This is a genomic window from Aeromonas sp. 604282 (genome assembly GCF_049170575.1).
Taxonomy (GTDB): Bacteria; Pseudomonadota; Gammaproteobacteria; order Enterobacterales; family Aeromonadaceae; genus Aeromonas; species Aeromonas veronii_A.
On the sequence record NZ_JAAKMV010000001.1, the window covers coordinates 128,693 to 140,315 of the forward strand.

General features: G+C 59.4%; 10 protein-coding genes and 1 other annotated feature. Of the genes, 7 read left to right on the forward strand and 3 right to left on the reverse strand.

Annotation, left to right across the window (positions count from 1 at the left end; all coding sequences use genetic code 11):
• Positions 1–6: 6 nt before the first annotated feature.
• Genes hisC through hisG form a run of 3 tightly spaced genes read right to left on the reverse strand, consistent with a single transcriptional unit; the run spans position 7 to position 3,308 of the window.
• Positions 7–1,077, reverse strand: coding sequence for a histidinol-phosphate transaminase (gene hisC / locus G5367_RS00595; RefSeq protein ID WP_337072262.1), 1,071 nt, complete (start codon positions 1,075–1,077; stop codon positions 7–9).
• Entirely contained in the window at positions 1,074–2,399 is a 1,326-nt protein-coding gene (gene hisD, locus G5367_RS00600) for a histidinol dehydrogenase (protein ID WP_421243552.1), read from the reverse strand. Before hisD ends, hisC begins: the two co-directional genes overlap by 4 nt.
• A 12-nt stretch (positions 2,400–2,411) precedes the next feature.
• Entirely contained in the window at positions 2,412–3,308 is an 897-nt protein-coding gene (hisG, locus tag G5367_RS00605) for an ATP phosphoribosyltransferase (protein ID WP_421243553.1), read from the reverse strand.
• A gap of 28 nt (positions 3,309–3,336) precedes the next feature.
• Positions 3,337–3,461, reverse strand: a sequence feature (His leader region).
• A 187-nt stretch (positions 3,462–3,648) separates the two neighbouring features.
• Between hisG and G5367_RS00610 the strand changes: the two genes are divergently transcribed.
• The 7 genes from G5367_RS00610 (at position 3,649) to rnd (ending at position 11,281) form a co-directional block, all read left to right on the forward strand.
• On the forward strand, positions 3,649–3,894 hold the full coding sequence (locus G5367_RS00610; RefSeq protein WP_005336755.1) for a hypothetical protein: 246 nt from the start codon (positions 3,649–3,651) through the stop codon (positions 3,892–3,894).
• 67 nt (positions 3,895–3,961) lie between these two features.
• The gene (locus tag G5367_RS00615; protein WP_421293784.1) at positions 3,962–5,872 is read left to right on the forward strand and encodes an ATP-dependent DNA helicase; all 1,911 of its coding nucleotides are present in this window, start codon (positions 3,962–3,964) and stop codon (positions 5,870–5,872) included.
• 90 nt (positions 5,873–5,962) lie between these two features.
• A complete protein-coding gene (gene tsaB / locus G5367_RS00620) occupies positions 5,963–6,664 on the forward strand; it encodes a tRNA (adenosine(37)-N6)-threonylcarbamoyltransferase complex dimerization subunit type 1 TsaB (RefSeq protein ID WP_180349466.1) in 702 nt (233 codons plus the stop codon).
• A 118-nt stretch (positions 6,665–6,782) separates the two neighbouring features.
• Positions 6,783–7,298 (forward strand): Slp family lipoprotein, encoded by a 516-nt coding sequence (locus G5367_RS00625; protein WP_041202708.1) that lies wholly within the window; start codon positions 6,783–6,785, stop codon positions 7,296–7,298.
• An 8-nt stretch (positions 7,299–7,306) separates the two neighbouring features.
• A complete protein-coding gene (locus G5367_RS00630) occupies positions 7,307–8,185 on the forward strand; it encodes an alpha/beta fold hydrolase (protein ID WP_421243555.1) in 879 nt (292 codons plus the stop codon).
• Positions 8,186–8,383: 198 nt separating this feature from the next.
• Positions 8,384–10,060: a long-chain-fatty-acid--CoA ligase FadD gene (fadD, locus tag G5367_RS00635; RefSeq protein WP_421243781.1), complete on the forward strand. Its 1,677-nt coding sequence runs from the start codon at positions 8,384–8,386 to the stop codon at positions 10,058–10,060.
• Between the two features lie 108 nt (positions 10,061–10,168).
• The gene (gene rnd / locus G5367_RS00640) at positions 10,169–11,281 is read left to right on the forward strand and encodes a ribonuclease D (protein WP_058059758.1); all 1,113 of its coding nucleotides are present in this window, start codon (positions 10,169–10,171) and stop codon (positions 11,279–11,281) included.
• Positions 11,282–11,623 lie beyond the last annotated feature (342 nt).

Here is an 11,623-nt window from a genome sequence, read left to right on the forward strand (position 1 = left end):
CTTGTCTTAAAAAGAGGGAGAGGGCAGGTCACGCAATACCGCCAGCACGGCATCCATCTCGCCCTGATAGCCGATGGTGACGCGAATGCTGTTATCAAGTCCGGGTTTGGTCGAGAAATCCCGCAGTATGATGCCGGCGGCCTTCATGGCGTCAAAGACGGCGGCGCCATCCACAAAGCGCACCAGCACGAAGTTGCCCTTGTCCTCGAATACTTCCTTCACGCAGGCAAGCTTTGTCAGCTCTGCCTTGAAGGCGGCTTTTTGCTTGTTAAGCTCTACCACTCGCTCGCGCATCAGCTCCAGTCCCATGGGGGAGAGGGCCTGCGCCGCGATCTGGGCGATGGGCTCGGGGATGGGATAGGGGGCGATCACCTTGGCCAGCATGGCGATCACCTCTGGGCTTGCCAGCGTAAAGCCGCAGCGGATCCCCGCCAGGGCAAAAGCCTTGGAGAGGGTGCGGGTCACCACCAGATTGGGGAAGCGGGTCAGCAGGTCTACCACGGATGCCTCGGGGCAGAACTCGATATAGGCCTCGTCCACCACCACGATGGCGCGATCCCGGGCTTTTTCCAGCAGAGCGATAAGGCCGTCGCGACCCACCAGATCCCCGGTGGGGTTGTTGGGGGAGCAGAGAAACACCAGTTTCACATCGGAGAGGCGATCCGCGATGGCGGGCCAGTCCGGCTGGCGGCTGGCGGTCAGCGGCTGTTCGACGATGCCAACGCCACAGGTCTCGGCGCTGATGGCGTACATGCCGTAGGTGGGCGGGCAGATGAGGATCTGATCTTCACCCGCTTCGCAGAAGGTGCGAATAAGCAGCTCGATGGCCTCGTCGGCGCCACGGCTCACCAGCACCTGATCGGGATTGACTCCAGCGTAGGCGGCATAGCCGTTCACCACCTCGGCCGGTTGGCACTCGGGGTAGCGGTTGAGGCGGCTTCCCTCGATGGTGAAGGGATAGGCCTGTGGCGCCTCGTTGGCGTTGAGCCAGACGTGGCCCTTGCCGCCGATGCGGCGAGCGGATTGATAAGGGGTGAGGGCCCGCACCACGCGGCGCGCCAGATTGGCAATGCTCATGACAAATCCTTCTGCTGTGCTGTTGGTTGGGGCGCGGCGGCCAGGGCGTTCAACCTGAGGGTGACGGCGTTCTTGTGGCCATCAAGCCCTTCGGCCTCTGCGATGCGCTCGACGATGGGGCCAAGGCCCTGAATGCCGCGCGCGCTCAGCTCCTGCACCGTGTAGCGGCGCTGATAATCGGCGAGGCCAAGGCTGGAGCAGGTGCGGGCATAGCCATAGGTAGGCAGAGTGTGGTTGGTGCCGCTGGCGTAATCGCCGACCGATTCCGGTGTCCATGCTCCCAGAAAGATGGAACCGGCGTTCTCGAGTTTATCCAGCAGATCGCGGGGGGCGCGGGTCTGCACGATCAGGTGTTCCGGCGCGTAGGCGTTGGAGATGGCACACGCCTCGGCCAGATCGTCACAGAGGATCACCAGACTGCTGCCGAGCGCTTGGGCGGCGATATCGCGGCGGCTCAACTTGGCCAGCTGGCTCTTGATCTCCCCTGCGATGGCATCGGCCAGCAGCGGCGAGGTGGTGACCAGCACCACCTGACTGTCGGGGCCATGCTCGGCCTGGGAGAGCAGGTCCGCCGCCACGAAGGCGGGGTTGGCGCTCTCGTCGGCAATCACCAGCACCTCGGAGGGGCCGGCGGGCATATCGATGGCGGCGCCGCGCCAGTCGCGGGATACCTGCCCCTTGGCTTCGGTCACATAGGTGTTGCCCGGGCCGAAGATCTTGTCCACCTTGGGAATGCTCTCGGTGCCGTAAGCCATGGCGGCGATGGCCTGGGCGCCGCCGATGGCGAACACCTTCTCGACGCCGCAGGCGCGGGCGGTAAACAGGATCTCGTCGCTGGCCGGAGACGGGGTGCAGAGCACCACTTCACGGCAACCGGCGATCGCCGCTGGAATGGCCAGCATCATCACGGTGGAGGGGAGCGGCGCGCTGCCACCCGGCACATAGAGGCCGACCCGGCTGATGGGCTGGGTACGCAGCTCGCACACCACCCCGGGCTGGGTTTCCACCCGTACCACAGGCTGCACTTGGGCGGCGTGGAAGGTGCGAATATTGGCAATCGCCGCTTCGATGGCATTTTTGATGTCGTCATCCAGCCGCGCGCAGGCGGCTTCAATCTCTGCCTCGCTAACGCGCAACTGCTCACGGGGGGCGCGCTCGAAGCGCTGGCTCAGCTCGCGCAGGGCCTCATCGCCACGGCTACGCACTGCAGCGATGATGTCCCGTACCACGAGGCCGATATCGGCCTCGTCATTGAGGGCAGGGCGGGTCAGCACATCGGCTTGCTGGGCGGGGGAGAGGGTCTTCCAGATCAGGGTCTGCATGATTTCCCTTCCTTATTCCATCATCTTTTCGATGGGCAGCACCAGAATGGAGCTGGCACCCAGAGCCTTGAGCTGCTCCATGGTCTCCCAGAACAGGGTCTCGCTGGAGACGACGTGCAGGGCCACCTGATTGGTGTCACCGGCCAGCTGCATGATGGTGGGGCGCTCGGCACCCGGCAGCAGATCGGTGATGGCATCGAGCTTGTCTTTGGGGGCGTGCAGCATGATGTATTTGCTCTCGCGCGCCTGCTGCATCCCCTGAATACGGGGCAGCAGTTTGTCGATGAGTTGCTGCTTGGCATCGGACAAGGGGTTGGGGGACTGTACCAGTACCGCTTTGGAGCGGTAGATCACCTCTACTTCTTTGAGGCCATTGGCTTCCAGGGTTGCACCGGTGGAGACCAGATCGCAGATGGCATCGGCGAGACCCGCGCGGGGCGCCACTTCCACCGAACCGCCCAGCATCACGCTCTTGAAATTGAGCCCTTTTTCGTCAAAGAAGCGCTTGAGCAGCCCGGGATAGGAGGTCGCGATGCGTTTGCCGGCAAGGCTAGCTGGCCCTGTATAGTTCACATCTTCCGGCACCGCCAGCGAGAGGCGGCAGCCACCAAAGTCCAGCTGCTTGAGGGTTTTGACCTCGAAAGGCAGTCCCTGTGAGGCGCGAATAAGCTGCACCTCTTCCAGCACGTTCTCGCCGATGATGCCAAGGTCAACCACCCCTTCCATTACCAGCCCCGGGATGTCGTCATCACGCACCCGCAGGATATCGATGGGCATGTTCTCGACATGGGCGATAAGGCGCTGCTCGCGCAGGTTGATCTTGAGGCCACAGCTCTTGAACAGGGCTTGGGAGTCCTGGCTCAGACGACCGGACTTTTGCATGGCGATACGTAGACGTTGTGTTTCCATTGCTCGATTTCCTTCTAGTCAAAAACGAAAAAACCCTCGGAAGTGGGTGCTTCCGAGGGTTTATGAATCTTGCGGTCCTTTTGGAAGTCACCAGTTAAGTGTCCTCCAGCAGTCAACCTCCTGAAAGACTAGTCGGGATGATGATGGTGGTGATGAGTCTTCAGGGTGGTGAACTTCATGTAATCAATCCTTTACAAAATAAGATGTCGTAATTGACGCCTGATTTAAACTACCTGCCTTGACAGAAAATGCAACCCGAAATTGTGATTTGATCGATTAAAGTGGCGAAAACGGTTTTCTGGTCGATAACTAGACAATAACCCCTGCAGGAGTCGCCATCATGCCCAGCCAGGACCTGTTGTTCCCCATTTTGCCCCGGGCGCCCGCTGCGCCCGGCAGCGAAGAGATCAAGCGGGAAGTGAACCAGATCAGCAAAAAGCACCAGCTGCGCAAGACCAGCACTGACAACAGTGACTCCCAGCAGCGCCAGCAGGCGTATAGCACGCCAGCCAAGCGTGATCAGCCCAAGGCGGAGGAAGGTGATCACAAGCCGGACCCCGAGCATCAGATCGATCTGTTCGTCTAGGCAGATTATCTGTCCCGCTTTTGCCGCGCTTTTGGCATAATGGCCGCTTTTGCTGCGGGACGCCCTTTTGACCATCCAGACCCTGTTCAAGCCAGATGGCCCTCTGGCCAGCCATATCGACGGTTTCAAAGCCCGCGCTCCCCAACTGGAGATGGCCGAAGCGGTCGCGCGCGCCATCAAAAGTGGTGGCCGTCTGCTGGTGGAGGCGGGGACCGGTACCGGCAAGACCTACGCCTATCTGGTGCCAGCGCTGGAGTCCGGCAAGCGGGTGGTGATCAGCACCGGCTCCAAGAACCTGCAGGAGCAGCTCTTCTATCGGGATCTCCCGACCATCACAGGGGCGCTCTCCTACACCCCGCCGGTGGCCCTGCTCAAGGGGCGCAGCAACTATCTCTGCATCGAGCGGATGAACCGGCTCTTGAGCGAATCTCATCTGCAAAAGCCTGAAATCCTGAACGATCTGGTGAAGGTCAAATCCTGGTCCACTGCTACCGATAACGGCGATGTGGGGGATATTCCGGGATTGCAGGAGAACGCCGAGATCCTCGCCCACGTCACCAGCACCAACGACAACTGCCTCGGTCGAGACTGCCCCTATTACGACGACTGCCATCTGGTGGTGGCTCGACGCCGTGCCATGGATGCCCAAGTGGTGGTGATCAACCATCACCTCTTCTTCGCCGATATGGCGGTGAAAGACACCGGATTTGGCGAGTTGGTGCCGGAAGCACAAGTCTATGTGTTTGATGAAGCCCATCAGTTGCCGGAGATCGCCACCAACTACTTCGGCAAGTCGGTGGGTAGCCGAACCATTCAGGATCTGGCGCAGGATATCCAGCTGGCCTATCGGGCAGAGGCGCATGACATGGCCCAGCTCGGCAAGGCGGCGGACCGGCTCGCTATCGCCAGTCAGGATCTGCGTCTGGCCTTCGGGGTGGATGGCGGTCGCGGCAATACCCGCGACATGTTGCGCCAGCCGCTCTGGGGGCAGGCCTTGGCTCGTCTCAGCGATGCCATCGGGCTTTGCTACGAAGTGCTGAAACTGGCTCTCGGCCGTGGCGAGCAGCTGGATCACGTCTTCGAGCGTATCAGTGAACTGCGCACCCGCCTGGGTGAAGTGCTGGCGGTCAACCAGACCGGTTTCTCCTACTGGTACGACTGCTCACGGCTTCATTTCACCCTCAATCTGACGCCGCTATCGGTGGCCGAGCGATTCAGTGCCGAGGTGCAAAGACCGGAAGTGGCCTGGGTCTTCACCTCCGCCACCCTGACGGTGGATATGCGCTTTGATCACTTCAAGGCCGAGCTAGGGCTGGCGGGCAGCGCCGAGCTGATCCTCGACAGTCCGTTCGACTATGGCGAGCAGGCGCGGCTCTGTGTGCCCCGTTATCTGCCGGAGCCCAACGCCTTTGGCCGTGGCGAGCAGCTGGCCAATCTGATGATCCCGCTCATAAACAAGACGCCGGGGGGCTGTTTCTTCCTCTGCACCAGCCATCAGGTGATGCGTCAGGTGGCTGAGGTGCTGCGCCGGGAGATTGGCCGCACCGTCTTGTTGCAGGGGGAGGACAACAAGCAACGGTTGCTCAAGGAGTTTGTCGAGAATGGCCGTGCCGTGCTGGTGGCGACCAGCAGTTTCTGGGAGGGGATCGACGTGCGAGGGGCGGCGTTGTCGTGTGTTATCATCGACAAGCTGCCGTTTGCCAGCCCCGATGATCCGCTGCTCAAGGCGCGGGTGGATGATTGCAAGCTCAAGGGGGGGGATCCCTTCGCTGAGCTGCAGTTGCCCAAGGCGGTGATCGCCCTCAAACAGGGGGTGGGGCGGCTTATTCGTGATCGCAGTGATCACGGGGTGCTGGTGATCTGTGATCCACGGATGGTCAACAAACCTTACGGCGCCACCTTTATCAAGAGTCTGCCCGCCATTCCTCGCACCCGGGAGTTGGGGACGCTGGGGAGCTTTTTCGATCGCGGTGAATAAGTTTGCCGCCAGCTAACAGATTTGAACAACGGGTGAGCATATCTCGCTTGCCGGTTATGTAATTGACTGATTTTATAGAGATTGGAAAGCATGAACGAGTTGAAGATCCTGGCCGTTGATACCGCCACCGAAGCCTGCTCCGCCGCCTTGCTGGTGGGTGACAAGCTGTTCTCCCGCTGGGAGGAGGCGCCACGGGATCACACCCGAAAAATCCTGCCCATGGTTCAGGCTGTGTTAGAGGATGCCGGGATAAGTTTGAGTGACCTCGATGCCATCGCGTTCGGCCGCGGCCCGGGCTCCTTTACCGGGGTTCGGATCGGCATCAGTGTGGCGCAAGGTCTGGCGTTTGGTGCGGGTGTGCCTCTGATTGGCATCTCGACTCTGGCCGCCATGGCGCAAGGCGCCTATCGACTGGATGGCGCCCAGCAGGTGCTGACCGCCATCGATGCTCGGATGAACGAGGTCTATTTCGGCCGCTATGAGCTCATTGATGGCCGCATGCAGCTGGTGGGGGACGAGGTGGTGAGCGAGCCCGCGGCACTGGTTGACGTCCGTGGCAAGCTGGCGGGCCCTGTGACCTGCGTCGGCACCGGCTTTGAAACCTATGGCGAGACCCTGAGTGGTTTGGCTGATGAGCTGGCGGTGAGCCAGGTGCGTTTCCCGGCGGCAGAGGACATGCTGCCGCTGGCACGCGCCGCCTGGCTGGCGGGGGAGGCGGTGCCTGTGGAGCAGGCGACGCCGGTCTATTTGCGTGACAAGGTGACCTGGAAAAAACTGCCGGGTCGCGAATAAGGGCAGGAGCGCTGACGTCATGTCGCTCTTGCCGCTCATCAGCTGCAACACAAGCGGATGGCCCGACGGGCCACGCTGGCAACAGGAGAGTGACATGATGCGTAATAACAGAAGCGATATGATGAAACGCGGGATGGTGGTCGGGGCGCTAGCCCTGCTGCTTGGGGCCTGTAGCTCGGTTCCCAAGGAGCTGGCCTATGAGCCAGAAAACCAGCTGGTGGCCTATCAGCCCGCCCTTGGCGGGATGGAGGGCAAACCGGCCCGCTGGAGCGGCGTTATCTCGGCGGTGCACAACAAGGCAGATCAGAGCGTTATTGAAGTGGTCTATCTGCCGCTCAAGTCCAACGGTGTGCCGGAGCAGACCGAGCAGAGCCCGGGCCGTTTTCTGGCCATCATGAAGGGTTTTGTCGATCCGACTCTCTACGCCAAGGGGCGCAGCCTGACAGTGCTTGGCACCATAGGCAAACCGGTGGATAGCCAGATTGGCGAGCACAAGTACCGCTTCTCGGTGCTCAATGTGACGGGCAGCAAGCTGTGGCCGCCAGTCAAGGAGGTGGAGGTGCGCTATATGGACCCCTACTTCTACGATCCCTTCTATGATCCCTTCTGGCCGAGACGGCCGTTGCGTCGCTAAGGCTTGCCATGATCAACAGCATCAAAAGCACTCTGCACGAACGTCTGCTCACCTTGGCAGATGGGCGGCGGGTAGCCCTGCTGGATAACCAGTCTGCGGAGCATGATCAGCAGGGCAAACCCCTGCTGATTGCCCTGCACGGCTGGCTCGACAACAGTGCCAGCTTCTTGCCGCTGGCGCCGCATCTGGGAGATTTTCACCTCATCTGTGTCGATCTGCCGGGGCACGGTCACTCCGATCACAAGACCACCCCTTATGTTTTTGTCGACTGGCTAGACGATCTCTACCAGATCGTGCAGGCGGCAGGGTGGTCGCGCTTCACTTTGCTCGGTCACTCCCTCGGGGCGTTGATCGCCTCGACCTATGCCGGGGTGTTTCCCGAACAGGTGGAGCGGTTGATCATGCTGGAGGGGCTGGGGCCGCTGAGCCAGCCCGATGAGGAGGTAGCTGCCCAGCTGCGACGTGCGATTTTAAACCGCAGTCGCACCCGGGAGCGCAGTGCCAACGGCTTTGCCTCCATCGATGAGGCTGTCGCCGCCCGTTGCAAAGTGGCGGATATCACGCCGCAGGCGGCGCGTCTTATCTGTGAGCGGCAGCTTGAGATGAGGGCAGGGCGCTGGCACTGGCGCAGCGACCCCCGCTTGCGGGATCTTTCACCCCTGAGAATGAGCGAAGGGCAGGCCCGGGCATTGATGGCGGCTATCCGTTGTCCTGTGCTGTTGATTCAGGGGGAGCAGGGCTTTGCTGCACTTGAAGCCCAATGGCAGGCCCGTCAGGATGCCTTCCAGCAGATCGAGCGGGTCATATTGGGTGGGAACCACCATTTTCATATGGAAAATTCGGTTGATACGGCCGTTTGTATCGTAAAGTTTTGTCAAGTTCGGTAGAATCGCCAGCTTTCAATAATTCCAGGTTTGTTTTCTCCCTCACATTTTTCTGTTGTTAATTTGCTGTTAATTGATGTTGCGCTGTGTAAATATGTGCGGCATTAGAGCATCAGCTTAAAACAACCGATTAAAATGGATGTGAACCGGGACGGAGGCAACAGAGTGAGCGCACAGGTGCTAGTTATGCAGGAGAAGTTTGTGGAAAAAGTCTGGCTGAAACGTTATCCGGAAGGGGTCCCCGCCGAGATCAATCCAGACCAATACAGCTCCCTGGTCGAGATGTTCGAATCCTCGGTAACCCAGTTTGCCGATCAGCCTGCCTTCGTCAACATGGGCCAAACCATCACCTACCGCCGGCTGGAAGAGCAGTCCCGCGCCTTTGCTGCCTACCTGCAAAACGAGCTGAAGCTGGAGAAAGGGGATCGGGTTGCGGTGATGATGCCGAACCTGCTGCAATACCCCATCGCCGTATTCGGCATCCTGCGCGCCGGCATGATCGTGGTCAACGTAAACCCGCTCTATACCCCGCGCGAGCTGGAGCATCAGCTCAAAGACTCCGGTGCCAAGGCCATCGTCATCGTCTCCAACTTCGCCCATACCCTGGAAAAGGTGGTCTACGACACCCCGATCAAGCACGTTATCCTGACCCGGATGGGGGACAACCTGGGGCTGGCCAAGGGCACCCTGGTCAACTTCGTGGTGAAATACGTCAAGAAGCTGGTACCCAAATACAACCTGCCGCACGCCACCACCATGCGTCAGGCCCTCTCCAAGGGGCGTTTCCTGCAGTACATCAAGCCGGAGATCACCAACGACGATCTCGCCTTCCTGCAGTACACCGGCGGTACTACCGGTCTCTCCAAGGGGGCCATGCTGACTCATCGCAACATGATTGCCAACGTCGAGCAGTGCCTCGGCGTCTATGGCCCCATGCTGGAACGCGGCAAGGAGTTCGTGGTCACCGCATTGCCCCTCTATCACGTCTTCGCCCTGACCGTGAACTGCCTGCTCTTTATGCGTATCGGCGGTTACAACCTGCTGATCAGCAACCCGCGCGATATCCCGGGTTTTGTCAAAGAGATCAAGAAGTATCCCTTCACCTGCATTACCGGGGTTAACACCCTGTTCAATGCGCTGGTCAACAACGAAGAGTTTCAGGGGATCGCCTTTGACAAGCTCAAGCTCACCATCGGCGGCGGCATGGCGGTGCAGCGAGCGGTCGCGGAGAAGTGGAAGACGCTGACCGATACCCCGCTGCTGGAAGGCTATGGCCTGACTGAGTGTTCGCCACTGGTGAGCGTCTGCCCCTACGATCTGACCGATTACAACGGTTCCATCGGTCTGCCGGTCTGCTCTACCGAGATCCGTCTGGTAGATGACAACGGTCAGGTGATCCACGCCCTCGGCACCCCCGGCGAAATGCAGGTTCGTGGCCCGCAGGTGATGGTGGGCTACTGGCAGCGCCCAGAGGCCACTGCCGAAGTGATGCAGGATGGCTGGCTCTGTACCGGTGATATCGCGGTGTGCGACGAGCAGGGCTTCTTCAAGATCGTTGACCGCAAGAAGGACATGATCCTGGTCTCCGGTTTCAACGTCTATCCGAACGAGATCGAAGATGTCGTTGCCCTGCACCCGAAAGTGCTGGAAGTGGCCGCCGTGGGTGTGCCGCACAAGGTCTCCGGTGAGCTGGTGAAGATCTTTGTGGTCAAGAAAGATGCAAAATTGCATGAGGACGAGATTATTGCCCACTGCCGCAAACATCTGACTGCCTATAAGGTGCCGAAACTGGTAGAATTTCGTGACGAACTTCCCAAGACCAATGTGGGCAAGATCCTGCGCCGCGTACTGCGCGACGAGGAGATTGCCAAGGAATAACCGGACTGCGGCTGCAGAAGCCTCTGCAAACCAGCACCGTCGTTATGCAAAACCGTGGGTCATCCCACGGTTTTTTCTTTTTGGCCCTGATCAACCGCGCAGGCACAGATGCACTATCAACTTATCACTCAGCAAGACGAACTTGAGCAGTATCTCGCTTCTCTGGCCGACGTTCCCCTGGCTATCGATACTGAATTCGTTCGCACCCGTACCTACTACCCCCAGCTTGGCCTGTTCCAGATCTATGACGGCGAGCATCTGGCGCTGCTGGATCCGCTGACCCTGGATCTCTCCGCCCTCTGGCAGCGACTGGGCAGGGAAGGGCAGATCGCCATCCTGCACGCCTCTGGCGAAGATCTGGAGCTTATCCAGCATCAGGCTGGCCACCTGCCCAACCAGATGCACGATACCCAGCTGGCTACCGCCTTTCTCGGTTACGGCGTCTCGGTCGGCTTTGGTGCGCTGGTGAATGAATTCCTCGGGGTCGAGCTGGAAAAAGATCAGGCGCGAACCGACTGGCTGGCCCGCCCGCTTACACCGCGTCAGCTCGAATACGCGGCAGCGGATGTCTTCTACCTGATGCCGCTCTACGAGAAGGTGATGGCCAAACTGCGGGAAAGCGGCAAGTTTGCCTGGTTCGAGCAGGAGTGCCAGAACCACTCCGCCCGCAAGACCCAGGGTAGTGATCCCCGTCAGGCTTATCTTGACATCGTCAACGCCTGGCAGCTGGGTCGCCGCGAGCTCGCCATTCTGCGCGAGCTGGCCGCCTGGCGCCAACAAGAGGCGGTGCGCCGCGATCTGGCCCTTAACTTTGTGGTGAAAGAGCTGCACCTGTTCAAGGTGGCAGAGCGTCGTCCTGCCTCCCTGCGGGATCTCAACGAGCTCGGCCTCTCGCCCATCGAGATCAAGATCCACGGCAAGCGGATGCTCGATATTGTCGCCAAGGCGCAGCAAAGCGATCCTGACAGCTGGCCCGAGCCCATTCGTCGGCTGGTCGACTTCCCCCAGTACAAGGCCGAGCTCAAGCGCATCAAGGCCATGGTGGAAGAGAAGGCCAAGGCGAGCAATATTCCGCCCGAGCTGATTGCCAGCAAGAAGATCATTCACCAGTACTTCACCTGGAGCTGGCGGATGAACGACGAAGAGCGGGCCCGCAGCGACAAGCCGATGCTGCTGCAAGGGTGGCGTCATGAGCTGGTCGGTCACCTGCTGGCACAATAAGCCACCAGATGGTTGTACCGATAAATCAATCCTCACCCTCGGGTGGGGATTTTTATTTTCAGGGGGAATTTATGATTTAAAATGTCAGAATCTCTTGCGGTCGCTTATCAAATAATTGTGGCTCAAGAACAAGAGATCGAAATAAACGAACTTATTTTTCGTGACTGTGTTGGCAATAAAAAGCTATATATTATTAATTGTCTTGTTGAACTTGATAGTGAAAATTCTTACAAGATAGATAGAGGTAAGTCCGCTACCAATAAGACTGCAAACATGCAGATAGGGTGATGCTTCAATAATTCCATTTCGCATGGCAGATGGGCATACTATAAAAATAGTCAA

Bases quoted from the DNA above. Each gene is read 5' to 3' on its own strand.
- hisC (WP_337072262.1), bottom strand. From the start codon at position 1,077: ATGAGCATTGCCAATCTGGCGCGCCGCGTGGTGCGGGCCCTCACCCCT.
- hisD (WP_421243552.1), bottom strand. From the start codon at position 2,399: ATGCAGACCCTGATCTGGAAGACCCTCTCCCCCGCCCAGCAAGCCGAT.
- hisG (WP_421243553.1), bottom strand. From the start codon at position 3,308: ATGGAAACACAACGTCTACGTATCGCCATGCAAAAGTCCGGTCGTCTG.
- G5367_RS00610 (WP_005336755.1), top strand. From the start codon at position 3,649: ATGCCCAGCCAGGACCTGTTGTTCCCCATTTTGCCCCGGGCGCCCGCT.
- tsaB (WP_180349466.1), top strand. From the start codon at position 5,963: ATGAACGAGTTGAAGATCCTGGCCGTTGATACCGCCACCGAAGCCTGC.
- G5367_RS00625 (WP_041202708.1), top strand. From the start codon at position 6,783: ATGATGAAACGCGGGATGGTGGTCGGGGCGCTAGCCCTGCTGCTTGGG.
- G5367_RS00630 (WP_421243555.1), top strand. From the start codon at position 7,307: ATGATCAACAGCATCAAAAGCACTCTGCACGAACGTCTGCTCACCTTG.
- rnd (WP_058059758.1), top strand. From the start codon at position 10,169: ATGCACTATCAACTTATCACTCAGCAAGACGAACTTGAGCAGTATCTC.